Origin of the sequence: Hymenobacter qilianensis (genome assembly GCF_014489555.1) — a bacterium.
Lineage (GTDB): Bacteria > Bacteroidota > Bacteroidia > Cytophagales > Hymenobacteraceae > Hymenobacter > Hymenobacter qilianensis.
The window spans coordinates 1,139,270-1,164,698 of sequence record NZ_CP060784.1; the positions used below are offsets into that span (position 1 = coordinate 1,139,270).

Genomic DNA, 25,429 nt, shown 5'->3' on the forward strand with positions numbered 1-25,429 from the left:
AGGGAGCCGGCAGCCGAAATAGCCTACGTGCCGTACACCAACAGATTATTCTTTTATTAAAACTACTTTCTCCTTGTATGCCTAATGCTTCTGACTACGCACTCATCTTTGATATGGATGGGGTTTTAATTGATAACACTGCTTACCAAGCTCGTGCCTTTCAGCTATTGTTTCGCGAACATAGTCTGACCACTAATGCGCGTCGGCTGCTAGAGCGCCTGAATGGCATGCCGGCCACCAATATTCTGAAAACAGTTTTTCGGCATCCAGTGCCCGAAAAGGAGCTCAAGAAGTACGCCGATCAACGCGAGTTTCTGTACCGGGTACTCTACTGGAATAAGCGCCGCGAAGCGGCTGGCCTCACCAAATTCCTGACAGCAGCCCGAGCAGCAGGCTTCAAAATAGGTCTCGGAACAGCTTCGCCTCCCGAAACGATCGAGTACATCATCGACCACTTAAACCTGCGTCACTTGTTCGATACCATCACAGGCAAGGCTGATGTAGAGCGGGGTAAGCCGCACGCCGATACTTTCACCGTTGCCGCTAAGCAGCTTAGCGTACCACCGGAGCGCTGTATTGTCTTTGAAGATGCAGTGTTGGGCGAACAAGCAGCTTATAAGGCCGGTATGCGTTGTATTTGTCTTAGCACCAGCGTGAAGGCCAGCAAGTTTCAAAACCCTATGAAAGTCATTAAAGACTTCACCGAAATTGCCCCCCAGGATGTGCTTAACATGATCGAACAGTATCCGAAAGCACCGAAACCTGATAAACAGACTGCCCAACGTCAGTACGCCAAGCTTTAGCGACAAATCCAGCGTATGTATGTGTTACATAAAAAAGCCCCCCAGAATGTTTCTGGGGGCTTTTTTATGTAATAATAATCCTTTTTAACGACTTGCAGCCAGTGCTTCGGCACCACCCACAATTTCGAGAATCTCAGTAGTGATAGCAGCCTGACGCGTACGGTTGTATGTGAGCTTCAGTGACTTTAACAATTCACCAGCATTTTCAGTAGCCTTATCCATCGCCGTCATGCGGGCACCATGCTCTGAGGCATTGCTCTCCAATACAGCTTTATACAGTTGCACTTTCAGCGACTGCGGAATCAGGGTTTGCACGATTTCCTCTTTCGACGGCTCGAAGATGTAATCAACGTTGGCGGTTGGAGTTGCCGTCACAGGTGCCTCAACGGCTACAAGTGGCAACAACTGCTCAGCGCGTACTATTTGCGTAGCCACGTTCTTGAACTCATTGTATACCATCGTCACCTCATCGAACTGCCCAGACCGGAAACCTTCCATCGCTTCCTCAGCCGCCACGCGCACCGTGTCGAATGACAAGGAGCCAAAAACGTGGTTGTAATTGCCAAGCATTGGCAGGCGGCGACGCACGAAATACTCATGAGCACGCTTACCAATGGCTAACACCGTTACGTTTCCAGCCGCGGCCTGAGTGCTATAGCGGCTTGCCAACAGCTGATTTACACCTTTAAAAATGTTGCTGTTGAAGGCACCAGCCAAGCCGCGGTCAGAAGTGATAGCGATTACAAGCACGCGGCGCACTTCGCGTTGCACACTGTACTCGCTTTCTACTCCACTTTCAGCAGAGCTAGTCAGATTGTTCAGAATGCTATTTAACCGCTGGGCATAAGGGCGCATACGCAGGATATTATCCTGCGCGCGGCGCAGCTTAGCCGCCGCCACCATTTTCATGGCTTTGGTGATTTGCTGCGTGCTCTGCACCGATATGATGCGGCTCCGGACTTCTTTTAAGCTGGCCATTCTTGATTATCAACTTGTTGAATACCTGAGAACTGAATGATTAGCTATAAGAGCAACTTCATTCAATACTCAGGTATCTAACTATTTATTTTGCGTAAGACGCCGACAAGTCCTTTGCCACCTGACGGATAGCGTTCGTGATGTTGTCGTCGAGCTTACCTGCTTTCAAAGCTTGCAGAGCCTCAGGGTGACGGGTCTGCATAACCTGACGGAACTCAATTTCGAAGGCGCGAACCTTTTCAACAGGCACGTTATCCAGCAAGCCGTTGGTAGCCGCGTAGATAATAGCGACTTGGTCTTCCACTTTTACCGGCGAGAACTGAGGCTGCTTCAGAATCTCTAGGTTGCGACGGCCACGCTCAATTGTGAGCTTGGTAGAAGCGTCAAGGTCCGAACCGAACTTGGCGAAAGCTTCCAATTCGCGGAACTGGGCTTGATCCAGCTTCAGCGTACCAGCTACCTTCTTCATCGACTTGATCTGGGCGTTACCACCTACGCGTGACACCGAGATACCTACGTTAATAGCAGGACGCACACCAGAGTTAAACAAGTTGGTTTCCAAGAAGATCTGTCCGTCCGTAATCGAAATTACGTTGGTCGGGATGTAAGCCGATACGTCACCAGCTTGAGTCTCGATCAGGGGAAGAGCCGTTAGTGAACCACCACCTTTTACCAAGTGCTTAATGCTCTCGGGCAAGTCGTTCATATCGCGAGCGATGGTGTCGGAAGCGTTGATCTTCGCGGCACGCTCTAGCAAGCGGCTGTGCAGATAGAATACGTCACCAGGATAAGCTTCGCGACCTGGAGGGCGACGTAGCAACAGCGACACTTCGCGGTAAGCTACTGCCTGCTTTGACAAGTCATCGTACACAACTAGTGCGGGACGACCAGTATCGCGGAAGAACTCACCGATAGCAGCACCTGTAAAGGGAGCAAAGAACTGCATCGGAGCTGGGTCAGAGGCCGAAGCGGCTACAACTACTGTGTAGTCCATGGCACCACCACGCTGCAGGGCGTTTACTACCTGAGCAACAGTAGAAGCCTTCTGACCTACGGCTACATAAATGCAGAATACAGGCTCCCCGCGCTCGAAGAACTCGCGCTGATTCAGGATAGCATCGAGAGCAACCGTAGACTTGCCCGTCTGACGGTCACCGATGATCAATTCGCGCTGGCCACGGCCAATCGGAATCATGGCGTCGATAGCCTTGATACCCGTTTGTAAAGGCTCGTTTACTGGCTGACGGTAGATTACACCGGGAGCTTTGCGCTCTAGAGGCATTTCATACAACTCGCCAGCAATAGGGCCACGACCGTCGATAGGCTGACCGAGCGTGTTTACCACGCGGCCAATGATGCCTTCACCCACTTTGATGGAGGCAATTTTATTTGTGCGGCGTACCGTAGCTCCCTCGCGGATTTCGCTGTAGTCGCCGAGCATTACGGCACCTACATTGTCTTCTTCAAGATTAAGAACTAGGGCTTGCAGGCCGTTTTCAAATTCCAGCAATTCCCCCGACTGGGCATTACCCAGTCCGTAGATGCGGGCCACACCGTCGCCCACCTGCAGCACCGTGCCGACTTCTTCAAGTTCGGCTGCGGTCTTGAAATTGGACAACTGCTCCCGCAGGATGGCGGATACTTCATCCGGACGTACTTCTGCCATGATGCTGAGTTATAGTTGGGGTTGGTAGGGGTTCTTCGTGAACTCGCCGCGCAGCTTGCGCAAGCGGTTGCGCACCGAGTCGTCAATCTGCTGGTCACCTACGCGCAGCACAAAACCGCCAATAAGTGACTCATCAATTTTCTCAGTGAGCGTAATGCTCTGGAGGCCGGTTTGGCGGCGTACCAGTTGGGTTACTTCCTCGCGCAAAGCTGGCGTCAGGGGTTGAGCCGTAGTGACTTGAGCTACCTGAATACCGCGGAGGCGTTCGTATTGACTCTGAAACTCGGTAGCTACCCATTCCAAAGCACTTTCGCGGTTGTGCTGAGTAATGATGGTGAAGAATTTCTCCGTCACCTCCGACACTTTGCCGCCGAAAATGGCACGCAGAATAGCCAGCTTCTTATCGTGCTTCACAATGGGGTTGCGCAGCAAGAGACGCAGGTCACGGTTCTGCTCCAGGGTTTTGGCAAACAGATCCATATCCTCTTTTACTTGCGGCAGATTGCCTCGCTCCTGCGCCAAGTCTAGCATAGACTTAGCATAGCGGGAAGCAGCTCGTTGTTCAGACATTTTTGTAGGGTTTGAAACTGATAGCTTAAATCATGAAGGAAGAAGTACCGCTGAGTATGATTCCTTCCAGCTTATAGCTACCCGCTTCTTTAGTTAAGCTTAACGTCCTTCAGGTACGAGTCTACGAGTTGCTGCTGGGAGCTGCTATCGGTTAATTCGCGGCGGAGGATACGCTCAGCAATATCGATAGAGAGCTGAGCAGCCGTGTTCTTTACTTCGGCCAGCGCGGCGTTCTTCTCGTTCTGAATGGCTTCGCGTGCCTGCACAATCATGCGGCCGCCTTCTTCATTCGCTTTGGTTTTGGCTTGCTCGATCAGCTGGTTAGCCATTTGATTTGCTTCCTGCATAATCTTGTCGCGCTCTTGACGCGCCTCAGTCAGCAGTTTTTCGTTGCCGGCTTTCAGCTGCTGCATTTCCAGCTTGGCTTGGTCGGCCATGCGTAGAGCGCTTTCAATGGAATCTTCCCGCTCCTTAAGAGAGGCAAGAATGGGACGCCAGGCAAACTTGGCCAGCAAAAGCAGCACCAAGCCAAAAATCACCAACTGCCAGAAAATCAGGCCTAATTCGGGGGTTACTAAGGGAGGCATAAAGCGGTAGTTAGTATGGGGTAGTCAGTATGTAATTGGTAGTTAGTGCTGCTCGTTGATAAACTGGCAGCACCTCAGATGCAGTGGGTGGATTCTATATTCAGTGCCAACTACCAGCTCCTAAATACTCACTACTAAAAAGCCAAGTCAGCCCGCCGCGCCGTGCGCCGAAGCGACGCGCAGCGGGCTGCCCAGGCGGGTGCCCCTATCTCTAGAGGTTGAAGGAAATCAGCAAGCAGACTACTACTGCGAACAGACCCAGACCTTCGATCAGAGCCGCTACGATCAGCATAGCAGTTTGGATGCGACCTGCAGCTTCGGGCTGACGGCCAATGGCTTCCATGGCGCTACCACCGATGCGGCCGATACCCAGACCAACACCAAGAGCAACCAGACCGGCACCGATACCGGCACCCATTACGGCTAGACCAACCGAATTGGAAACGTCACTGACAGCCTGCAAAAACAGAGAAAGAAGCATAAAACAAAAATTAGAGGGAAGTGAAAAACGAAAAAATCAGGGTGAGTAATGTAAGCTGAATGGCCTAGTGGCCGTGTACTGGAGTAGCAGAGTTATCGCCTCCAATTTGGAGGTCAGCATCGTGGTGGTGCTCCTCTACGGCACCGCCGATATACATGGCAGTGAGTAGGGTGAAAATATATGCCTGCAATATGGCTACTAACAGTTCCAGCATGTTGATAAACAAGCCGAAAGCCAGTGTCACGGGCTAATCAATACGCTTTGGAAGATGAAAATCAAGCTGATAAAGCTCAGGATCACGATGTGGCCCGCGGTGATGTTGGCAAACAGACGAACCATCAGGGAAAATGGTTTTACCACTACACCAATAAGCTCAACCGGAATCATGATGGGCAGCAACGCCTTCGGCACACCAGGGGTAGCAAAGATGTGGGCCCAGTAATTTTTGTTAGAGCTGAATAAGGTGATAAGTAATGTCAGGACCGCTAAGGTTAGCGTCACGGCGATGTTGCCGGTGAGGTTGGCCGCGCCGGGTAGCAAGCCTAGCAAGTTGCTGAACCAGATAAAGAAGAATACGGTGAGCAAATACGGCATGTAGCGCTCGTACTTAGGACCGATGGCTTTTTTGCCTACTTCATCGCGAATAAAGATGATGATGGGCTCGAAAAAGGACTGAATACCCTTAGGAGCACCGCCCCGGTTTTTCTTGTAGCGGCCGGCTACTGTGAAGAAGATACCCAGCAGCAGGGCTGCGCTCAACATCAGTGAGGCAACGTTCTTAGTTATAGAGAAGTCGTAGACTTTGCCGCCGTCTTCGGCTATGAGGTGCTCGTGCTCCAGCTTCAGGCCATTATAAGTTTTACCTTCAGCAAGCTGCGATGAAGAGAACACGCTCAGACCTTTTCCGGCTTGATACGCAATAATCGGCAGCGGAATAGTGAAGTGAATACCGTGCTCTTTCTCATCGCCCAGAGTAGCGAAATGCCACTCGTGGGCATCGCCAATGTGGTGCAGAATCATCTCGCCGGGGCTGAAGGCTTCCGAGTCGGTGGCTTCTTCAACGGTGGGCGCATGCTCTTGGGCAAAAACGGGAAGCGAAAGAATGCAAAAGAGAGCTATCAGTAAACGCTTCATTCAGAGTAATTTAGGTGGGGGCAGGATATTGGACTAACCCTGTTTTGAAAACGGGCGCAAGTTACTCAGGACGCTCCAGATTTCAAACCCAGCGAAGAGAAAATACAGGATAAAAAAGCCCCCAGAAATGTCCATAGCCCTGGGCGCTCCTGGGCGCCGCCATTATATAAGAATACAAGCACCAGTCCCACCGACAACAACAGGCGCACTACCATCGAACCGAAGTAGGCACCCATGAAGTTGTCGGGGTTGGCTCTTATAAGCCGGGAAGTGACCCAATAAGTAATAAGCGTCAGGAGAGCAAAGAACCCAAATACGTAAATGGTGAGCGGATGAATGACTGCCGTCCCAAACTGACTGGACAAAGCATAAAAAATGCCCCCCAGAAGTAAGCAGAAGAGAATAAACTGACGCAGAAAAATCATTTGAGTGTAGAGTTATGCCTTATGGGTGATACTTAGCGGTGAGGAATCGGACAAATTTATGAGTCACGAGTAAGGGAGCGAATGACTTGATACATAGCTATAAATACACCGAGCAGCATCAGGACAATGGTATACCAGGGCCGCTCGTTCTGAAAGCGCTCATCGAGCGCCGTGCCAGCCCACGCACTCAGACCAATGATGGCCAGCATCTGGAATCCCAAACCTGAATACTTGGCAAAAGCGCGCAAGCGGTCCGGATTGGAGTTGGTGGGCTTATCAGGGGGCGGGACAGCGGGCATTGCAAATAGCAGGATGGGGGGCAAAAGTATAACTTTTCAACACACAAATACCGGTAGCAATTCCTTAGAATTATGCAGATATGAAAAGCAGGCAGGGAAAAAGCCGTAATTTTACCCGAAGCCCAACGTTGAGAAGAAAATGCCCCCCAGCTTCGCCGAACGAATCGGCTACTTGGGCGCGTTAATTAGCCAACCCACCGCCTTGATCTGCTTTCTATTTTGACTACTACTCCGCTCTTTCGGCTGTTTTCAATTCCGCTGGCTTTGCTGCTGTTGGTAGCGGGCATGGGCGCTTGTTCCTCAGAGCGCAAATCAGTGTTGGGCCGCACGTACCGGAATATTGTGGCACGGGATAATGGCTTTTTTCTCGCCCGCGAGAAGATGCGCACGACGGAGGCCACGCTTTACGCGGCGCGCATCAATGACTACAACCGCTTTCTACCTCTCTTCCCAACCCTGGACGACGCGACTGTCACGAAAATAACGGCTGACCTCGACGACATTATAAAAAAAGCCTCTCTTCCCCTTCAGTACCAACCGGGCAGCGCCTGGTCGGATGACAGCTACCTCGTCATCGGAAAGGCACGCTATTATAAAAAGGAGTACGAGGAGGCAGCCAAGACTTTCCGTTATATCAACGGCAGCAGCGAAGACGCCACAGTGAAGCAGGAAGCCTTGATATGGCTTATGCGTACGTACTTAGCTCAGAAAGAGTACGATAACGCCGCGGCGGTGTCGGATGTGCTGGATAAGGAAGAAGGCCGCGAAAGCACTGCCCGGGAGTTGTTTCTGACCCGCGCGGAGTATCATTTATTGACCGATAATCCGAAGCTGGCTATTGAGAATCTGAACAAGGCCATTCCGTATATCAAGCCCAAAAACGAGCGCTCCCGTACCCGTTATATTCTGGCGCAGCTCTATCAGGCTCAAGGTCAGGATAAGGAGGCGTATGCTGAGCTCAACCAGATTCTGAAACGCAATCCACCTTACGAGCTGGATTTCTATTCCAAGCTGCTGCTAGGGCAGGTATCTGATCTGAATACCGATAGGGCGCGACTGGACAAGTATTTTGCTAAGCTGCTTAAAGACCCCAATAATAAGGAGTACCGCGACAAGGTCCTGTATGAGATGGCCCGGCTCGACTATCGCCAGCAGCGCTACCCGGAAGCGCTGGCGCTCGTGCAGCAGTCGTTGCGTGTGCCTACGCCCAATCGGGTACAAAAGTCTTATACTCATCTGCTGGCAGGTCGCATCTACTACGAAAACCTGCAACGGTATCAGCTAGCGGCGGCCTACTACGATAGCGCAGTGCAGAATTTGCCCCCCACGGCACCTGAGTACGCAGCTACCGCCGAGAGAGCCCAGATTCTACAGGAATTTGCCAAGCAGATCACCATCATCGAAACACAGGACAGCCTACAAGCATTAGCTCGATTAGATACTGCTGCGCTGCGCACGCGGCTTAGTGAATATGCCAAGATAGAAATTGCTTCTCGGCAGCAGCAAGCCGAACGACTGGCCGCCGCTGAGAAAGCGCAGGAAATACGACAGCAGCAAGCACAGGCCTATACTGGCGTCAGCGAAACCCGGGCCGGCAACCCTGATATTGATCCGGTGGCATTTGCCAATACGAGCACTGGCGCCCAGTGGTACTTCGACAATCCGGCGGCGCTTAGCACGGCCCGGTCTGAGTTTATTCGGCGCTGGGGCACCCGACAGCTACAAGACAATTGGCGGGTCAGCAGCCAGGTTAGCGGCACCCTTGCTACGAATCAGAGCGGGAGCGGGCCGGCTTCAAACTCTGGCGCGGCTGGCCCCGGTGCAAACCCTGGAGCTGGTGCTGCCCCCGCTGCGAATGATGCCGCTGCGTTCGAGCGTGGCTTAATTGCTCAATACCGACAAAATATTCCACTTACTGCTCCGCAGCTTCAGGCTTCACAGAAGCAGATGGAAGAGGCCTTATTCACGCTGGGGGGCATTTATAACCAGCAGCTTCGGGAGCCCGCTCGTGCCACCGAAACCTACGAGAAGTTGATAGCAGGCTTCCCTAGCAGCACACATTTGCCCGAAGTATATTACAGCCTGTATTTGATCTACAAAGATCAGAATGACCCAAAGGCCGAAGTATATAGCCAACGGCTGCGTCAGTCTTTTCCCAATTCATCCTACGCCCGCTTGGTGGGCGACCCGGAGTACTTACGTCGCACTTCACAGGCCAATGCGCAGGTAGGCGTCTTGGTAGATTCAGCCTTTGTCCTTTATAAAAAGCAGGAATTTAAAAAGGCAGCGGGCTTGCTGGACCAAGTGAAACGCCAGTACCCGGACAACGCCCTGAACGACCGGGTGGCTTTCCTCAATACACTGCTTACCATCCGAACCCAACCGCCGCTATCAGCGCAGGCAGCGGTACAAAAGTTTTACAAAGACTATCCCAGCAGCCCGTTGGCTCCACAAGCCGCCATTTTGCTCAAGTCATATCAGGACTATAAGGCGGGCAGCATTAGTGGCGCTCTGGCCTCCACAGAAAAGCCCCCCGTATCTGCCTTTCGGCCCGGCGAAATAGACAATCGGCGGCGCGTAGCAATAGCCCCTGATAACCGGCCGGTAGTACCTGTTAATCGGGTGCCGGTGCCGGCGCCGCCAGCTTCCGCTCCAACTTCTGTTTCAGCGGCCAATCCAACTCCTGCCAAGCAGCCAGCCACAACCGTTTCCAAGCCAGCAGAAGTGGGTGGCACAGCCAAACCTACCGCTCCAGCACCAGTTCCGACCAAAGAAGTATCAACTCAACCTACTATGCCAGTGCCGGCAGCGGCACCGGGGGGCAATTCTACGCCTGCCCCCGCTGAGCCAACAGCCACTCCTTACCTGAACAACCCAGCTACGGGGCATGCAGTAGTGCTCATTTTCCCCAAAGGCGCAGCACCTGTTGCTACCCTCCCAACTGACTTTGCCACTTACAATAACCGCTTTTACCGCGCCAACAACTTGCAAGTGCAGCTCACTGCCCTCGGCGATTCCGTGGAATTGGTAGTAGTACAAACATTGCCGGTCCAGAAAGCGGCGCAGAGCTACGCCCTAAAACTGCGCGGGCCGCAGTCGCCACTAAGCCGATTACGGGGCGCGGGTTACCAAATCTTGGTTATCGGTATTGATAATCTCCCACTGCTACTTCAAACCAAGGATTTAGCTGAGTATCAACGCTTCTACGAAAGAGAAATCAAGAATTGAAACTAGCTTGAGTTGGCTTAGTCAACTTATAAAGGCCACCGCGGCACTCAATACCTTTCCTGATTTCGCGTTCCTAGCTTATAATTTCCCTAAAGAATGGCTATTCCTGCCACTAAAACCAAAGTTCAGCCACGTAAGCCCCAACGGTCAGGGCGCTTTACGGGCATCACGCGCACGCTATGGATGCTGTTTAGCTTCGGGCTGATTGGCTTCGTCGTATATGTGTTGGCCGTGAGCGTCAACTTTATGAACCTGTTTGGGCGCATGCCCAACCTCAAAACGCTGGAAAACCCCAAGAGTGAGTTGGCCTCGGAGATCTACTCGGCCGATGGAGTGCTAATGGGTAAATATTTCCGCGAAAACCGCACGCCGGTAGGCTACGAGGAGCTGCCTCAAAACCTGATCGACGGCCTGATTGCCACTGAAGACGTCCGCTTCGAGAGCCACTCGGGCATTGACCTGAAAGGCCTGTTTGCCGTTCCGTATTATTATGTATCGGGGCGCATTCGGCGGGGTTCCAGTACACTTACGCAGCAGGTTGCTAAGGTGCTGTTCCGTACCCGCGCCGACCTCAACGACGGCACTCTTAGCCATGTGCCAGGCCTGCGTATGCTCATTATCAAGACCAAAGAATGGATAATGGCCATTCGGCTGGAGCGCAACTATACCAAGCGCGAAATAATGACGATGTACTTGAATATAAATGAGTACGGATCGAATGCATTTGGTATTAACGTAGCAGCCAAAACCTTCTTTAATAAACAGCCCAAAAATCTCACGCTGGAGGAGTCAGCCCTACTGGTAGGAGTGCTTAACGCGCCCTCTTACTTCAGTCCGGTAGAGCACCCGGAACGGGCAAAAACCCGGCGTAACTGGGTATTGAGTCAGATGCGTAAGTACGGCTACATTGATCAGGCATCATATGAAGCGGCGGCGGCTAAGCCTATCGCGCTAACCTACAATGTAGAAAATGCCAACAAGGGCATTGCCCCCTATTTCCGTCGGGAGGTAAGCAAAGCGCTTCTACAATGGAGCCGCGAAACCGACCATGACCTCTACGCCGATGGCCTGAAGATCTATACCACCATTGACTCGCGGATGCAGAAATATGCGGAATCAGCGGTAGCTGAGCATATGAAGCAGCAGCAAAAGCTATTTGCGCAGCATTGGAAGGGTCAGCAGCCGTGGCGCGATGAAACAGGCCGCCTGATTCCCAACTTTCTGCAAACAGCCATCAAGCGCACGGAGCGCTACAAGTCTCTCAATACCCGCTTTGAAGGCAACAAGGACTCTATCAACTACTATCTAAACAAGAAGTACAAGATGATGGTGTTCAGCTGGCAGGGGGAGAAGGAAATGACCATGTCGCCCATAGACTCCTTGGCGTACTACAAGCGCTATCTGCAGGCTGGCTTTATGGCGATGAACCCACTAAATGGGCAGATAAAAGCGTGGGTAGGCGGCACCAACTTTAAGTATTTTAAATACGACCACGTAAAGCAAGGCACAAGGCAACCTGGCTCTACGTTCAAGCCTTTTGTGTACACGGCAGCCATCGACCAGGGGTATTCTCCGTGCTATCAGGTGCAGGATTTAGCGGTTACATTCCCCGCCGAAGCTGGCCGGCCGGCCTACACGCCCCGCAACTTTGAAGGAGGCTACTCAGGTCGCACGTTCACTATCCGGCAGGCCATGGCCCGCTCAATGAACTCAATTACGGCCTTCCTGGTGCAGAAGCTAGGCCCCGAAACCGTTGTTGCCTACGCCAAGCGGTTGGGTATCACCTCCCCTATCGAAGCCGTGCCAGCCGTCGGCTTCGGCTCCAGCGACGTAAGCATCTATGAGTTGTGTGGCGCTTACGGTACCTTCGTTAACAAAGGAGTGTGGACTTCGCCTATGATGGTGACGCGGATTGAAGATAAAAACGGCAACGTATTGCGCGAATTTGTCCCCCAGACCCGTGAGGCCCTGAGTGAAGAAACTGCTTACCTAATGACGCACATGCTGCAAGCCTCTACCACGGAGCGCGGCGGTACATCTACCATTCTCAAAACGGGTTTTAAGTTTCCGTATGAGATGGGGGGCAAAACTGGTACTACTTCTAATTACTCTGATGCCTGGTTTATGGGTATCACGCCTGATCTGGTTTGTGGCATGTGGGTAGGTGGCGAGGATCGTAGCATTCACTTCCGTAATGGCTCCAATGGCCAGGGCGCTCGGGCGGCGCTTCCTATTTACGGCTTGTTTATGCGCAAAGTATACGGCGATAAGAGCCTGGATGTAAGCAAGGCGCCCTTCCCAAAACCTGCGCAACCGTTGAGCATTGAGATAGATTGCAGCCGTTATTACGGTGGCCAGCGCGATACTATTCCAGTAGATCAGAAGCTTAACCAGACTGATCTTGATATTCTTAATGGACAGGAGATTTAAGAAAGGCTATTACTTAGCTAATAGACTTTTAATAGAATAATAAATCGTGGCTGGTATGCCTTACCAGCCACGATTTTGTTTTTATGCCTTCTTTGTGGGTTTAGGAAATTCCTCTGTACACCTTCGCGTTCTTTATTTGCGTACCTCTATCAGGACCTTCATTCTGCGCCTAATTACCATCATATGGCCGCTAAAGCCCATTTACAAGAACAAATCCGTCAGCTACCCCATCGTCCGGGTGTATACAAATACTTTGATGATGAAGGCATTATCTACGTTGGCAAGGCTGTAGACCTGCGTAAGCGCGTAAGCAGCTACTTTACCAAGCAGGACCACAATAAGAAAACCCAACAACTGGTCAAGAATATCAAGCGCATCGAATTCACGTTAGTAGACAGTGAATCCGACGCCTTTTTGCTTGAGAACAATCTTATCAAACAGCACCAGCCGAAGTATAACATCCTGCTCAAAGATGGCAAGACGTATCCTTACTTATGCCTGACCAACGAGCGGTTTCCACGCCTCATCCCGACGCGTAAGAAGATCAACGATGGCTCGCGCTATTACGGCCCATACGCCAACTTAACGGCTATGAACGTCATCCTGGAGCTTATTCGGGCCTTGTATCCGTTGCGTACCTGTACGTACAATCTCACTCCCGAAAACGTAGCGGCCGGCAAGTTTAAGGTTTGCTTGGAGTATCACCTGGGCAACTGCAAAGGCCCCTGCGAAAACTTGCAGGACGAGGAAACCTATAATCAATACATTCAGCAGATCCGCAGCATGTTGAGTGGTAATCTTACCGTTCCCAAGGCTTATTTCCGGGAGCGCATGATGGCCGCCGCCCAGGAGCAACAATACGAACTGGCGCACACTCTCAAGAAAAAGCTGGACCGCCTCGACGACTTTCAAGCAAAATCGACGGTCGTTAATGCTTCACTTTCGAATATCGACGTCTTCTCGATTGCGTCCAACGAGAAGAGTTCGTTTATCAACTATCTAAAGGTGATGAATGGCTCTATCATCCTGACGCAGTCGCTGGAAGTGCAGAAGAAGCTCGATGAGACTGACGAGGAAATTTTGCCCCCCTGATCATGCAGATGCGGGAAGAGTTTGAGAGTGAATCGAAGGAGATCCTCACCAACGTTGCCTTACCTCCTTTGCCATTGCCGGGTGTCGTTGTTTCCACCCCACAAATCGGTGACAAGCGTAAGCTTCTCGAGTTGAGTATTAAGAATGTGCTTTATCTGCGCAAGGAAAAAGAGAGTATGAATGACCGCTCCAAGGACCTAAACGAGGTTCGTATTATGGAGACGATAAAGAAGGATTTGCGCCTGACAGAGCTTCCAAAGCATATAGAGTGCTTCGACAACTCCAACTTTCAGGGAGACAACCCCGTGGCAGCCATGGTCTGCTTCCGTAATGCCAAGCCAAGCAAGAAAGACTACCGTCATTACCACATCAAAACCGTTATTGGTCCCAACGACTTCGACTCTATGTACGAAGTTGTGACTCGCCGCTACCGCCGGCTCGTGGATGAGGGCGCTTCCTTACCTCAGCTAGTTATCGTAGATGGTGGCAAAGGGCAGCTTAGCATGGCTGTGAAAGCCCTGAAAGATCTTAATCTCTGGGGCCAGATCCCAGTAATAGGTATCGCCAAGCGCCTAGAGGAAATCTATGTTCCGAATGACCCTCTTCCGCTTTACATCGACAAGAAGAGTGAGTCGTTACGCCTGTTTCAGCGCATGCGCGATGAGGTGCACCGCTTCGGTATTACTTTCCACCGTAACCGTCGGGATGCGGCAACGCTTAAAACGGAATTAACGGATGTGAAAGGTCTTGGCCCCGCGACGGCCGAGAAGCTGCTTAGCAAGTTTAAATCAGTCAAGAAAATCCGTGAGCTGAGCGAAGCTGAGTTAGTCGCTGAAATAGGCAAAGCGAAAGCGCGTGTCTTACTCGCATATTTCGAGCAGCAAGAGCAAGCAGCTGATTAGATCGCTTGATACTTTCTTAGAGCAAAGCATGCACAGAACCAGCTAACAATAAAAAGCCCCCAGCAACATAGCTGGGGGCTTTTTATTGTTAGATAAAGCTTAGAAGCTCCACAAGTTATATTCGTACTCAATCAAATCAGCGGCGGCTTGTTGCGAGGCAAGGATACCTTGCTGTTGGCTACCATAGATTTCATCTAGGCGAGAATCGCTTGGGTTAGAAACCTGAACGATATACGAGTTGAACAACCATAGCTCAAACGCATCTGCCAGGTTTTTGTGTTGAGCGTCGTTTTGCGGATTGAACCAGATAGCCTTATCAGGGTTGTTCCGGAACATCTTCACTAGATCACTATACTTGAACGTACCGATCTCCTTTTCAATGCCCGAGGTGTTTGAGCTAAGAGTAGATGGTACTAGTAGAGTGATGGTTTTGATGTCATGATACATCCGCGACCGCTTCTTGTCGAAGATCATATCTTCCTTCAACTCCATTTGATACAAATCCTTGTAACGATACTCGTAGCTAGCAGGCGCACCAGCTGTAGCGGGAGCACTTGATCCAGCAGCTGGTTTAGCAGCAGGAGCACCCCAACCGTCGTCATTTGCACCAGCATCTGCTTCAGTGAAACCGGCTGCCTTTTCTTCGTCGCTTAGCTCATTAGCTGACTCAGCAAACGACATATTTGCCGTTACTTCAGCTGGAGTATATGTGCTGGTCAGCGAATCGTTACGGTAAGCCTGAATTTCACCGCGCTTTACTGCTTCAAGGATAACCTTACTGATTTCCTTGCCTTCAGAAAACATCGGCTTGTTTTGCTTTTCACGCAAATCAACAGCCCGGGTTATCGTCTTACTGAACATGATGTCCGAGTTCGGGATAGGCCGGTGCGAGCCATTGCTGCTCGCAGTAGTGGATTGCTCCTGGGCCGAAGCTGTCAATGACAGTGTAAGGCCGGCGGTCAGAGCAGCGAATGAAAGGAATTTATTCATACCGTGATAAGCAATTAAAAGCGACGGTTAGTTCAGGAAAGAGTAACTAGACGAGCGGGATGTTGAATTGCTTCGACACCTTCACTTCTTCCTGCTGATTTTGAAAGTTCAAACGGCGAACTTCCTTTACTTCGATGTAAAGACGGTCGCCTTCACGAGCCGAGTTTACAACATCATTCAGATTAGCATCCGGACCATTGATGGTACGAGCAGGCATCGCTGGACGCTTACCGCGGACCAAGGTGATCTCGTACTGCGTTACCCGATAGCGAGCATCCTCGGGCAGGAAAGTCTGGAAACCAGCATCCGGAATGGCCTTCAGGCTCATGTTGCGCACTGCAGTGATAGGCGTACCTTGCTTCTCATTGGCCTCACGACCACCTACAATACACTTGATGTCAGGCTTTGGAATCGGGCGTACCTCAAAGGTCTGTGAACCGATAGCGTTACCGTTGCTGCTTACATTCAGAGTTACCTGCTTAGCATTTGGCACCAGTGTGATATCACCGGTTTTAGAGCCAGGAATTGCCTGTGCACCTGAAGCTGAGAAGCTAGGCTTATACTGAGCACCCAAAGCAGGCACCTGTACATTAAGCTTGTTACCGCATTTGAAGTACAAAGCTTGTACTGAAGCAGATTGAATCTGCATTACAGGCTTGGTTACGGTATAAGAAACAGGAACTTTGAAAGTGGTGTCGCGGCCATTCTGCTTGAAACGCACCGTGCCAATCCACTGCTTCTTTGCGTTACCAGCAGCATCAAATCCGCCAGGAGTAGCAGTGAATTCAACTTTACCCTTTCCGTCTGAACCTACTGGAATGGGAGTGCCATTCATGGTCATGGTGGGGCGCAACGTGCTAGCAGAAGCAGTCAGAAACAACTCAGCTCTGTACTTGGTACCAGCAGCTACTGTATTCGACTCCGCACTAGCAAATGCACCAACTTTATCAAAAACGATAGTCTGGGCACCAACTTTTGCTCCTAAAGCGCTCAATGCATCGGCTTCCAGCTTCAACACTTCCGTTTCTTTTTGGGATAGCACTGCCAAAGCAGCTACCAACGGCGTATTTTCGAAGTTTAGCTCAGCGAAGTTCTTATTCTTTTGCTCTGGATCGATAACCATTGGATCCTCTTTCGCATCAAGGGCCAGCGGTGCAGCGTTAGGAACATACTGCTTGATATAAGCTGAGTACTTATTCAACTCATCCTTCATTGGATAAGCAGCGCCGTTACGGTTGCCACCTAGCATGGTGATGGCTACCTTGTCTTCGGCACTCATGTTCTTATACTCGTTCTTGCCTTTTGTATTGTCCGTAGACGTTACAAGCTTATCGCGAACGTCGCGCAGGTACGCCACCATTTTGGCCGTCTGCTGGCGTACTTCTTCGCTTTGCTTGAGCACAGCTAGGTCACGCGCTTGGTTCTGGTTTTTTTGAACAGTTGCAGCAATGCCTTTTACTGTATTGGCATTAGCGGTGGACGTCTTTTCATTGACACCCAGCAAGCTATCATCCAGAAATTTAAACTTCAGCAAAATTGCTGAGTTGACTTGTAGGGCCAGAAGAGCAGTCAGTACCAAGTACATCATGCCTATCATCTTCTGCCGTGGAGTCTCTTTTGCTCCCGCCATTTTATTTTGCTAATCTATAACTATGTGGACAGAACCCTTATTGGCTATCGTAGTATTAATACTAGCTGGTAGCACGCATCGCGTTCAGCATGTTGCCATAGACGCGGTTGAGGGAATGGAGATTAGTGGTTAGGCTGGTCACCTCTTGCTTGAACTGCTCGGTTTCCTTACCAGCTTCGGTGAGGTTCTCCATGGCCTGGCTCAATGTGCCATAGAACTTGTTCATAGACTTGAGGTGCGTATTAGCATCCTGAAGCTCCATTTCATAGACTGCATTCAGAGCGCCCAAGTTCTTGGTTACGTTCTGCACTTGCAGGTGGTACTCTTTTGCATCAGAAGTAGCATCCGACATAGCAGCCATAGCTTCGGCTGTATTTGCATAAGAAGCAGTGATGCGCTCAAGCGACTGAGTAGCAGTACGGACTTTCGTGGTGTACTCCTCTGTCACATTTGTAGCCTCGCCTAATGAAGACAATTGCTGTGTAGTGTTGCTCAAACGGTTCAAGCCTTCGCCTAATGAAGATATAGCCGCAGGAGTTACGTTAGCATCCTTCAACATATCGTCCAACTTGCGAGTCAGACCTGTGCTGTTGTTATTGGTAGAGAAGCTAGGATCACCAGTAGAAGGGTCGTAGCCTTCAGCCAACTGGGGATATACGAGGCCCCAATCAGGCTCTTTAGAGGTAGGTTGGAAAGCACTAAGAAAGAAAATCAAGGCTTCTGTACCCAGACCAACCATCAGCATTACATCAGCACCTTTCCAGTGCAGAATTTTAAACAATGCTCCAATGATTACGACCGCTGCCCCGATGCCATAAATCTTGGGCATGACCACATCAAAGAAGAAATTACCGCCTTTTGCTGCCATTTTAAATAAGAATTGAAAAAAGTTGGTTGGAAAGGATGAAGAATGTATGAAAATGTAAAATGAGATAGCGCTTACTGCTCTAGTTCAACTGGCGGTTAGTTCCCATACCAATCTGAATCATGGCAGTGCGGAATCCGATGTAGGAACGAGCTGAATCCTGGTACTCAAAGTTGCGCGTTCCTGTCTCAAGGAAGTAAGCAATGTCTTTCCATGAACCGCCACGTACTACTTTGCGAGGTTCGTTATCATCAGGGTTAGTTGGGTTCATATCCCAAACTACCGGCACAGAAGCTTCCATGTAGGCGTCGTCACACCATTCAGCTACGTTGCCCGACATATCATACAAACCGAAGTCGTTGGGGAAGAAGCTTCCAACAGCTGAAGTGTAAGCGTAACCATCACTGGCATAGTCGCCACGTCCTGGTTTAAAGTTGGCAAGCATACAGCCCTTTGAGTTACGCAGATAAGGGCCACCCCAAGGATACGTAGCTAAATCGCGGCCGCCACGTGCAGCGTATTCCCATTCAGCTTCTGAAGGCAAGCGGAAGTTAGGAGTTGGAGCCGAGCCTGCTTCCTCATTAGCTGCATTCTTATGCTTAGTGCGCCAGTTGCAGAAGTACTTCGCTGCGAACCAGTCTACACCCACTACTGGATAATCATCGAAAGCCGGATGGGTATAATAATACTCCATAAGCGGATCACCCATATGATAAGTGAAGTCACGTACCCACACAGTTGTATCTGGGTAAAGCTCCGTCATCACATACTCCTCACCCAGCACGTCGATCGAATCCTGCCGAATGGCATTCATGAATTGGCGATACTCGTTATTAGTGATTTCGGTCTCATCCATGTAAAAGCCGGCTATTGTCACCTGCTTATTCATGTTGACCATAGAAGCTGATATATCCTGATCCGTCTGACCCATATGGAAAGTACCACCGGGGCAAGGAACCATACCGAAGGGAACTTCCTGCGGATTAAAATCTGGACGGTCCTCCGCTCCAACCAGGTCGCCCTGCGGTCCTTTGCCAAAACCACAGCCTCCCATTAAAAGCGCCGAAAAAGCGACAAGAGGCAATTTGAGAAACTTATTCATGTGAAGTTTAAAAAGACTATTGGGCGGCGATACCAAAAGATTACAATTTTACAATTGGCAAACTTAACAACTGCTGTGACTATTAGCAAGGTTCGTGCCCGAGCTGAAGGCAACATTTAAATAGCTAATAAAGCTCCTATTCATATCATAAAAATAGCGCCAGAATGGCCAACTATTATAAAAAGCTGCTTTGTCACCTTAAATACAAATAAAATTTATAAGCAGTTAGAAACTATAACGCGGGGTACGGATTGCAGGGCGGGTGGCAGGGCCCATTTTAGGTAAGCGATATGAAAGCATTATTTCGTGTGAACTAAATGCCCTTGCATCTTGATTAAATGCAACTAGGTCAAACGCATAACCAACGCGAAATGAGTTGCTTTCTGCAAAACTCATGCCTAGTTGACCAGTGAAAGATTCTCCATAACGATACCCTACACCCGCCCAGTATTTTTCCTGCAAAGTTGCCCGTGCACCTACTTCAAAAGAGTTATTATCGAAAGTAAATTTATCATCATCACCAAACTCCCCTGGCAAAACCAACTTGCCAATGACCATGGGCGTTACAACAACGGAAGAACTAACCTCAATATTGTAACCCGCTGTTAAGTAAGCGTGATTCTCTCCAATATAAGATGCAGTTCGTTGGCTGCTTTCTGTCTGGAATTGGTAGCGAGACCTCAACAAGTTGTTTACGCTTAGGCCTACATAAAATTTTGGAGCCTCATACCATACCCCTGCACCCGCGTCAATCTTACTGTCCGAGCTTTCAAAAGGCACACTCGGATCGTCAGCATCATTTGCCCGGTATGTGCCCTTGCCTAAGTTATTAAATATCCCCTGAGCTCCGATACCCAATAGACCGTCTCCAATCTTAAAGTGCTTCGAGTAAGACAGGGCTGCGGTCGTAACGCTGGCTTCTCCTATGGTGTTGCGATAAATATTTACTCCTACACCACCGCCTAAAACACGAACAGGCGTAGAAGCAGATAACAAAAACGTCCGGTCGTTTCCGCCCGGATCGAAGGTTCCGCCATAATTAAAGTACTGCTCCCGTACTATAGTTAATACTTCCCCCTGGCCTTTAATGCCTGCGTAGGCAGGGTTCAGAAACATGCCATTAAACCCGTAATGACTGAATTGTGGCTGCTGTTGGGCAACGATGGTGCCAGTGGCTGCTAAAAGCATAACCATAGCACCTAGTATAGATCTCTTCATATAGGCACCCAATTTTAGCACAGATTTTAAGTAGGACATAATACCCTACGTAACTGATTCCAAATCTATGGAAAAAAGTCTGCGCATCAAATGAGCTAACTATAGGGTTTAGCTCGTGAAAATGCCTCTGCTATATGAGTTTAAGCGTTTTGCTTATCGGCCTTATTCTTCTCTTTACCTGCGTCAGGTCCATAATGATAACGGATATATTGCTCGATAGCACCTGTCATAGAAGGAGCATTGGGGTGTGGAGCCTCAATATCCAACTCTAAGCCAGCATCGATTACGGCCTTGGCTGTAGTGGGGCCAAAGGCAGCGATGCGGGTGCCATTTTGCTCAAAGTCAGGGAAGTTGACAAATAGCGAGCTGATGCCGGAAGGACTAAAGAAGGCAATACAATCGTATTTTACGTCCGTCAGATCCGAAAGGTCGCTGGCCACAGTGCGATAAATCACAGCCTCTGTAAACTTGAAGTTGTTAGCCCTCATAAATTCCGGCAGATCATCCTTTCGGATATCAGAGCAGGGGTATAAGAACTTCTCGCTTTTATGCTTTTTGATAACATCAAACAGATCAGCCGCAGTACGTTGACCCACAAAAAGCTTACGCTTGCGCAGTACAATATACTTCTGCAGGTAATTAGCAGTTTGCTCCGAAATGCAGAAATACTTCATTTCAGCAGGCATTTCCAGCTTTGCTTCTTGGCAGATACGAAAGAAATGATCTACTGCGTTACGGCTCGTAAAGATGACTGCCGTATACTCTGCAATGTTGATCTTATCCTTGCGAAAATCCTTATAAGAGACTGGCTCTACCTGAATAAATTCCCGGAAATCGACCTTGATGCCATACTTATCAGCGATTGCGAAGTAGGGCGATACGTCGCCTGTTGGTTTCGGCTGGGTGACAAGTATGCTGGAGATACGCTTGGCGTGTCGGCCCGTCCCCGGTTTGTCTTTGCTCTCGGCCATAGAGGGTGGGTGAGTGGGTAGTTTTGGAGCGATAAGAAGAGTGCAAAACGTGGCACTGTGGCCCACGTTTAATTATATCAGTACGTAAAAACGATCAACTTAAGTAATATGGTAAGGGGTATTACTTCGGTGGCGCAAAGGTACGAAAACAAATGCAAATTCAGGAGGGATGTTCGACTATGCAGGGTGCGCGTAACCCGTAGCATTGTCCCGACCAACATCAAGGAAACCACCCCGTTGGATATCCACAGTACTGTTTCGGGCAGGGTTTGATTAAGGGCCAGATAAAAGAGCATTACAACGGGTAGAAACAAGCCCATAAACAGAATGGTGCGCACAAACTCCCGATACTGCACTATCACTAGTGGGGTGACATCGAAGATGTAGCCCATCAACTCTAAGAACAAGTATTTCCCCAGCACAAACGAAGCTATCAGACCTGCATAGAGCAGGACCCGAGCGACAATAGCCGACTCAGGTACATCGAACAGGCGCCGAAGAATTACGATGCTCTGAATATTGGTGTGGATGGCAACCAGCAACAAGGCAAAGGAAAGAGAGAACACAAATACCAGCAGCAGATTCAGCCACGTGATAGTAGGCTTAGTCAGAAATGCCTCATCGCTATTCGATTTGCCAAGCAGCCTGTCAAACTGGTAGATGCGGGCGAATCCGGGCTGATACGCAGCCTTGATACCGCCGTACAATAACCCAATCAGCAATAAGAAGCATAGAAATACATTTTGGCCTTGGTGGCCTCGTACTCGAAGCTGAGCCTGATAAGGTGCTGCATCTACCTTGCCCTTCGCGATTACCGGCAGAACAGGGGCGTTGGTGAAGGAAGAAAAGTCGGGAGAAACGGTAGGATGCCAGATACACAGCAGATGCATGCCAGCGGGGGTGCCGGGGGGCAAAAGTTTCTCTAAGTCAAGGGAATAGGAGGCTGGCGTAGCGGCAGTGAATACCAACCTGTTATCTAAAAAAATACTTAAGTCTTTACGTGCAGTGAAGGTGATGGGCAGTTTTTGACCTGGCCGGATACTTACCCATTGATGGTATGCCTTCGCTGGCGCATGATAATCCGGGAGATAAAGAATCAGCTGATTGCGGGGGGCGTCATAGATAAGCCAATCGGAAGAGAGGCCAGTGCGGGGTGCGGGTGGCAACGGCTTATACTCGGCTGCAGCAGCACTCAGAGATAATAGTAGTAGCACCAGCTGCAGAAATGCCCCCCAGCTGCCACTTCTACCTCCGTATGTACTTCTGTCTATCACTGGTTTAGGAAGCTACTCGCTGTTGCGCCGTGCGGCTACGATATACGCCCAGAAACACGCTTAATAGCACTGAGAAGGCTATCAATGCGACAATAAGAATTGTATTGCCCAGCTCAGCGAAGTTGATCACGAATAAGATAACCACCAGATTCAATAAACCCAACAACATCACCGTACTGATTTGCTGGAAACCCATAGCCAGAATGCGATGGTGCACATGGTTCTTATCAGGCGAGAATGGCGACCGACCAGCCATCATTCGGATCAGGAAAACCCGAAGCGTATCAAAGAGGGGCACGAACAGGATTCCGACGGCCACTGATGGGGCTGAGGCCCCGAATGGCTGACCCAGTTGGGCACCCATCTCAATAAACTGGATTGTGAGAATAGAGACGATGAAGCCGCATACCAGCGAACCAGTATCGCCCATAAAAATGGTAGCCCGGTGAAAGTTGTAGCGGAGGAAGCCCAAAATGCCCCCAGCACGCACACCGACACATACACATAATTGCCAAATTCAGAGCCGCCGTACCGGTAGAAAAAGTAACCAAACGTTGTGACGATGATGCTGACAATGGTACCGGCCAAGCCATCCAGTCCGTCTATAAGATTAATGGCATTGGTAATACCCACTATAACTAAAAAAGTGAATGCATAGCTGATACCGATCGGCAACTCATGAATGCCCAAAATTCCCTGAAAGCTAGTAATGCGCACATCGGCCATTACCATCACGATGCCGGTAGCGAGAAGTTGGCCCACAAACTTTTTGGTGACCGAGATACTCACTAAGTCGTCTTTTAGCCCCACGAAAAACAAGACGATACAGCCGGCCAGCAACTGTTGGACGCCATTGTTGAGGTCGGCAAAGATGGTGAGAGCCGACATAAACCCCGCAAATACCGCTACACCTCCCAAGCGTGGCGTGAGCGACTCATGCACGGTACGCACGTTGGGCGTATCAAGCATATTCTTGAGGTGGGCAATGTAGATGATAGAAGGCACCGCAAACAGCGCCACTAAGAAGGACCACAAAAACGACAACCCTAGCGTAATACCAATGGCATTCATCACGTATCGGCTCAAAGATGAAGCAAACAACAGGATACGCTCCTGTTCGTCTGCGCGTAAACTTTTACCCGTGCAACACGCCTTCGCGGCCGAGCAGAGCAATAGGAATCAGGTTGGCTGGCACAATAGAATCGGGCACAAAGATGAACTTCTTATCGAAGATCTGCGGGCCACGGTAGTAGCTAACCCAGTACTGATTATTAAGGTGAAATAAGTCAGGATCAATAGGTTCGACAGGTACAGAGCTACGAGGCTCTATTTCCGCGAATACATGCCGCAGGGTTGAAGTCCGCACCTTTTCACCGTCCTCCAGCGTGCCGTAACCATTGGAGCTAATGATGACGTTGCTCAATGGATAGTCATTATGATTGAGCAGATACACTTGCCAACCAGGCTTGCCTTCCTCCGTAGAGGCTTCGTCGTCGGGAACAATAGCTATGGAAACGCCTTCAACAGGATCAAAAATAATATCTTCTTTCATGCGCTAATCAAACAAGTAGCTCAGCCTCCAGTAAAGCGGCCAGGTGAGGAAGCAAACGGTTTTCTACCTCGCTGATCGGCACTGCGTAGCCGAGTTCCTGCTGTAAAGAGGTAACAGCTTTGTCAGTGATGCCGCAGGGCACAATATGGCCGAAATACGTGAGGTCGGTATTTACGTTAAGCGCGAAGCCGTGCATAGTTACCCAACGGCTGCACTTCACCCCCATTGCGCAGATTTTGCGCGGCTGGGGGGCATTTTCTTCGTAGTCGAGCCACACTCCCGTTAGGCCTGCAATGCGGCCGGCGGTTAGCCCATAGTCAGCCAGCGTACGGATAATGGCCTCTTCCAATACGCGTAGGTAACGGTGAATATCGGTAAAGAAATTATCGAGGTCGAGAATCGGATAGCCTACCAGTTGGCCGGGGCCATGATAGGTGATATCGCCGCCCCGATTAATGAGATGGAAGGTTGCCCCATGCATGGCCAGCTCCGACTCGCTCAACAACAGGTTTTCTACTTTACCGCTTTTACCCAGCGTGTACACGTGAGGGTGCTGGCAGAGCAGCAGGTAGTTGGGAGTAGGCGCGGGGGGCAAATTTGCTTCCGCGGCCTGCCGGTTCTGCGTTTTGATGGCTACCGTAGCCGCCAGCAATTGTTCCTGATAATCCCAGGCAGAGGCATACTCAGTCAGCCCAAGCCGTTCTACGATAACGCGCCGATTTTGCCCCCCAGCAGGTGCCGCAGGGAAAAGTTCAGCCGTCGTTGCCGCAATAGGATTCGTATTCATCAGTAAACGCTCAAATAAAGGCACAAAGGTACTATATTAAGCGCCAAACCCAACCCGCAATCCTCCTGCTATGCCTGGCTCCGGCCACCTGCTCGGCCACGCCGGCGAAGCGGCCGCCGCCGATTTTTTCCTAACTAAAGGCTACACTGTTGCCTGCCGCAACTACCGCCACCGGCGCGCCGAGGTAGATCTTATCGTGCAGCGGGGCGATGCGCTCCTGGTTTTTGTGGAAGTGAAGGCGCGCTCATCCAGTCGCTACGGCCACCCCGAGGAATTCGTGACGGAGCGCAAGCGCCAGCTTTTTCGCCTGGCTGCTGATCAGTATCAGGAGGAAGTAGATTGGCGCGGCGATATCCGTTTCGATATTCTGGCGCTCACTCAGCTTGCCGATGGCTTTCGCATTGAGCATTTCGAGGATGCTTTTTATTGATCTACACTATATAGA

23 protein-coding genes and 2 pseudogenes are annotated in these 25,429 nt (G+C 50.2%); 6 read left to right on the forward strand and 19 right to left on the reverse strand.

Going from position 1 to position 25,429, the window contains the following annotated elements:
- The first annotated feature begins 77 nt into the window (after window positions 1-77).
- Window positions 78-803, forward strand: a complete 726-nt coding sequence (locus H9L05_RS05310; RefSeq protein ID WP_187733310.1) for an HAD family hydrolase — start codon at window positions 78-80, stop codon at window positions 801-803.
- Window positions 804-887: 84 nt separating this feature from the next.
- Here H9L05_RS05310 and atpG read toward each other — a convergent pair whose 3' ends face one another.
- The 8 genes and pseudogenes from atpG to H9L05_RS05350 all read right to left on the reverse strand — a co-directional run bounded on the left by atpG (window position 888) and on the right by H9L05_RS05350 (window position 6,943).
- A complete protein-coding gene (atpG, locus tag H9L05_RS05315; RefSeq protein WP_187733311.1) occupies window positions 888-1,781 on the reverse strand; it encodes an ATP synthase F1 subunit gamma in 894 nt (297 codons plus the stop codon).
- An 85-nt stretch (window positions 1,782-1,866) separates the two neighbouring features.
- Window positions 1,867-3,447, reverse strand: a complete 1,581-nt coding sequence (gene atpA / locus H9L05_RS05320) for a F0F1 ATP synthase subunit alpha (protein WP_187733312.1) — start codon at window positions 3,445-3,447, stop codon at window positions 1,867-1,869.
- Window positions 3,448-3,456: 9 nt separating this feature from the next.
- Entirely contained in the window at window positions 3,457-4,017 is a 561-nt protein-coding gene (gene atpH / locus H9L05_RS05325) for an ATP synthase F1 subunit delta (protein ID WP_187733313.1), read from the reverse strand.
- A gap of 89 nt (window positions 4,018-4,106) precedes the next feature.
- Window positions 4,107-4,604, reverse strand: coding sequence for a F0F1 ATP synthase subunit B (locus H9L05_RS05330; protein WP_187733314.1), 498 nt, complete (start codon window positions 4,602-4,604; stop codon window positions 4,107-4,109).
- A gap of 211 nt (window positions 4,605-4,815) precedes the next feature.
- Window positions 4,816-5,085, reverse strand: coding sequence for an ATP synthase F0 subunit C (gene atpE, locus H9L05_RS05335; RefSeq protein ID WP_084443863.1), 270 nt, complete (start codon window positions 5,083-5,085; stop codon window positions 4,816-4,818).
- A gap of 64 nt (window positions 5,086-5,149) precedes the next feature.
- Window positions 5,150-6,219: pseudogene (atpB, locus tag H9L05_RS05340) on the reverse strand (F0F1 ATP synthase subunit A).
- Window positions 6,220-6,284: 65 nt separating this feature from the next.
- Complete coding sequence (locus H9L05_RS05345) at window positions 6,285-6,644, reverse strand: hypothetical protein (RefSeq protein ID WP_187733315.1); 360 nt, start codon at window positions 6,642-6,644, stop codon at window positions 6,285-6,287.
- Between the two features lie 56 nt (window positions 6,645-6,700).
- Window positions 6,701-6,943, reverse strand: coding sequence for an AtpZ/AtpI family protein (locus H9L05_RS05350; RefSeq protein ID WP_187733316.1), 243 nt, complete (start codon window positions 6,941-6,943; stop codon window positions 6,701-6,703).
- A gap of 219 nt (window positions 6,944-7,162) precedes the next feature.
- On the opposite strand from H9L05_RS05350, the gene porW reads away from it, so the two are divergent.
- From porW to H9L05_RS25870, 4 genes are all read left to right on the forward strand, one after another.
- Window positions 7,163-10,171 carry a type IX secretion system periplasmic lipoprotein PorW/SprE gene (gene porW, locus H9L05_RS05355; protein WP_187733317.1) on the forward strand — a complete coding sequence of 1,003 codons (3,009 nt, stop codon included), beginning with the start codon at window positions 7,163-7,165 and terminating at the stop codon, window positions 10,169-10,171.
- A 96-nt stretch (window positions 10,172-10,267) separates the two neighbouring features.
- A complete protein-coding gene (locus H9L05_RS05360) occupies window positions 10,268-12,601 on the forward strand; it encodes a penicillin-binding protein 1A (protein ID WP_187733318.1) in 2,334 nt (777 codons plus the stop codon).
- Between the two features lie 183 nt (window positions 12,602-12,784).
- Window positions 12,785-13,693: a GIY-YIG nuclease family protein gene (locus tag H9L05_RS25865; protein ID WP_317175115.1), complete on the forward strand. Its 909-nt coding sequence runs from the start codon at window positions 12,785-12,787 to the stop codon at window positions 13,691-13,693.
- 2 nt (window positions 13,694-13,695) lie between these two features.
- Window positions 13,696-14,595: a helix-hairpin-helix domain-containing protein gene (locus tag H9L05_RS25870; RefSeq protein WP_317175116.1), complete on the forward strand. Its 900-nt coding sequence runs from the start codon at window positions 13,696-13,698 to the stop codon at window positions 14,593-14,595.
- A 99-nt stretch (window positions 14,596-14,694) separates the two neighbouring features.
- Here H9L05_RS25870 and porN read toward each other — a convergent pair whose 3' ends face one another.
- The 11 genes and pseudogenes from porN to lipB form a co-directional block, all read right to left on the reverse strand.
- Window positions 14,695-15,585 (reverse strand): type IX secretion system ring subunit PorN/GldN, encoded by an 891-nt coding sequence (porN, locus tag H9L05_RS05370; protein WP_187733319.1) that lies wholly within the window; start codon window positions 15,583-15,585, stop codon window positions 14,695-14,697.
- 46 nt (window positions 15,586-15,631) lie between these two features.
- Complete coding sequence (gene porM / locus H9L05_RS05375) at window positions 15,632-17,215, reverse strand: type IX secretion system motor protein PorM/GldM (protein WP_187733320.1); 1,584 nt, start codon at window positions 17,213-17,215, stop codon at window positions 15,632-15,634.
- A gap of 61 nt (window positions 17,216-17,276) precedes the next feature.
- Window positions 17,277-18,083: a type IX secretion system motor protein PorL/GldL gene (gene porL, locus H9L05_RS05380; protein WP_223284744.1), complete on the reverse strand. Its 807-nt coding sequence runs from the start codon at window positions 18,081-18,083 to the stop codon at window positions 17,277-17,279.
- Window positions 18,084-18,162: 79 nt separating this feature from the next.
- Entirely contained in the window at window positions 18,163-19,182 is a 1,020-nt protein-coding gene (gene porK, locus H9L05_RS05385) for a T9SS ring complex lipoprotein PorK/GldK (RefSeq protein ID WP_133274290.1), read from the reverse strand.
- Window positions 19,183-19,407: 225 nt separating this feature from the next.
- Entirely contained in the window at window positions 19,408-20,439 is a 1,032-nt protein-coding gene (locus H9L05_RS05390) for a PorP/SprF family type IX secretion system membrane protein (RefSeq protein ID WP_223284745.1), read from the reverse strand.
- Window positions 20,440-20,540: 101 nt separating this feature from the next.
- Entirely contained in the window at window positions 20,541-21,371 is an 831-nt protein-coding gene (locus H9L05_RS05395; protein ID WP_187312109.1) for a uroporphyrinogen-III synthase, read from the reverse strand.
- 77 nt (window positions 21,372-21,448) lie between these two features.
- The gene (locus tag H9L05_RS05400; protein ID WP_187733321.1) at window positions 21,449-22,261 is read right to left on the reverse strand and encodes a DUF4271 domain-containing protein; all 813 of its coding nucleotides are present in this window, start codon (window positions 22,259-22,261) and stop codon (window positions 21,449-21,451) included.
- A 388-nt stretch (window positions 22,262-22,649) separates the two neighbouring features.
- A complete protein-coding gene (locus H9L05_RS23150; protein WP_223285009.1) occupies window positions 22,650-22,904 on the reverse strand; it encodes a hypothetical protein in 255 nt (84 codons plus the stop codon).
- A 272-nt stretch (window positions 22,905-23,176) separates the two neighbouring features.
- Window positions 23,177-23,716, reverse strand: a pseudogene (locus H9L05_RS24820) (glycosyltransferase family 4 protein); the annotation flags it as partial.
- Window positions 23,717-23,780: 64 nt separating this feature from the next.
- Window positions 23,781-24,197, reverse strand: a complete 417-nt coding sequence (locus H9L05_RS05410) for a hypothetical protein (RefSeq protein ID WP_187733322.1) — start codon at window positions 24,195-24,197, stop codon at window positions 23,781-23,783.
- 7 nt (window positions 24,198-24,204) lie between these two features.
- Window positions 24,205-24,984 (reverse strand): lipoyl(octanoyl) transferase LipB, encoded by a 780-nt coding sequence (lipB, locus tag H9L05_RS05415; protein ID WP_187733323.1) that lies wholly within the window; start codon window positions 24,982-24,984, stop codon window positions 24,205-24,207.
- Window positions 24,985-25,054: 70 nt separating this feature from the next.
- Here lipB and H9L05_RS05420 point away from each other — a divergent pair, with 70 nt between their 5' ends.
- Window positions 25,055-25,414 (forward strand): YraN family protein, encoded by a 360-nt coding sequence (locus H9L05_RS05420; protein ID WP_187733324.1) that lies wholly within the window; start codon window positions 25,055-25,057, stop codon window positions 25,412-25,414.
- The last annotated feature ends 15 nt before the right edge of the window (window positions 25,415-25,429 follow it).

Bases quoted from the DNA above. Each gene is read 5' to 3' on its own strand.
- H9L05_RS05420 (WP_187733324.1), top strand. From the start codon at position 25,055: ATGCCTGGCTCCGGCCACCTGCTCGGCCACGCCGGCGAAGCGGCCGCC.
- H9L05_RS05350 (WP_187733316.1), bottom strand. From the start codon at position 6,943: ATGCCCGCTGTCCCGCCCCCTGATAAGCCCACCAACTCCAATCCGGAC.
- H9L05_RS05395 (WP_187312109.1), bottom strand. From the start codon at position 21,371: ATGGCCGAGAGCAAAGACAAACCGGGGACGGGCCGACACGCCAAGCGT.
- H9L05_RS05345 (WP_187733315.1), bottom strand. From the start codon at position 6,644: ATGATTTTTCTGCGTCAGTTTATTCTCTTCTGCTTACTTCTGGGGGGC.
- H9L05_RS05310 (WP_187733310.1), top strand. From the start codon at position 78: ATGCCTAATGCTTCTGACTACGCACTCATCTTTGATATGGATGGGGTT.
- atpA (WP_187733312.1), bottom strand. From the start codon at position 3,447: ATGGCAGAAGTACGTCCGGATGAAGTATCCGCCATCCTGCGGGAGCAG.
- porM (WP_187733320.1), bottom strand. From the start codon at position 17,215: ATGGCGGGAGCAAAAGAGACTCCACGGCAGAAGATGATAGGCATGATG.
- H9L05_RS05390 (WP_223284745.1), bottom strand. From the start codon at position 20,439: ATGTCCTACTTAAAATCTGTGCTAAAATTGGGTGCCTATATGAAGAGA.
- H9L05_RS25870 (WP_317175116.1), top strand. From the start codon at position 13,696: ATGCAGATGCGGGAAGAGTTTGAGAGTGAATCGAAGGAGATCCTCACC.
- atpE (WP_084443863.1), bottom strand. From the start codon at position 5,085: ATGCTTCTTTCTCTGTTTTTGCAGGCTGTCAGTGACGTTTCCAATTCG.
- H9L05_RS05400 (WP_187733321.1), bottom strand. From the start codon at position 22,261: ATGCATCTGCTGTGTATCTGGCATCCTACCGTTTCTCCCGACTTTTCT.
- porN (WP_187733319.1), bottom strand. From the start codon at position 15,585: ATGAATAAATTCCTTTCATTCGCTGCTCTGACCGCCGGCCTTACACTG.
- H9L05_RS25865 (WP_317175115.1), top strand. From the start codon at position 12,785: ATGGCCGCTAAAGCCCATTTACAAGAACAAATCCGTCAGCTACCCCAT.
- atpH (WP_187733313.1), bottom strand. From the start codon at position 4,017: ATGTCTGAACAACGAGCTGCTTCCCGCTATGCTAAGTCTATGCTAGAC.
- H9L05_RS23150 (WP_223285009.1), bottom strand. From the start codon at position 22,904: ATGATGGCTGGTCGGTCGCCATTCTCGCCTGATAAGAACCATGTGCAC.
- porK (WP_133274290.1), bottom strand. From the start codon at position 19,182: ATGAATAAGTTTCTCAAATTGCCTCTTGTCGCTTTTTCGGCGCTTTTA.
- H9L05_RS05330 (WP_187733314.1), bottom strand. From the start codon at position 4,604: ATGCCTCCCTTAGTAACCCCCGAATTAGGCCTGATTTTCTGGCAGTTG.
- H9L05_RS05410 (WP_187733322.1), bottom strand. From the start codon at position 24,197: ATGAAAGAAGATATTATTTTTGATCCTGTTGAAGGCGTTTCCATAGCT.
- porL (WP_223284744.1), bottom strand. From the start codon at position 18,083: ATGGCAGCAAAAGGCGGTAATTTCTTCTTTGATGTGGTCATGCCCAAG.
- lipB (WP_187733323.1), bottom strand. From the start codon at position 24,984: ATGAATACGAATCCTATTGCGGCAACGACGGCTGAACTTTTCCCTGCG.
- H9L05_RS05360 (WP_187733318.1), top strand. From the start codon at position 10,268: ATGGCTATTCCTGCCACTAAAACCAAAGTTCAGCCACGTAAGCCCCAA.
- atpG (WP_187733311.1), bottom strand. From the start codon at position 1,781: ATGGCCAGCTTAAAAGAAGTCCGGAGCCGCATCATATCGGTGCAGAGC.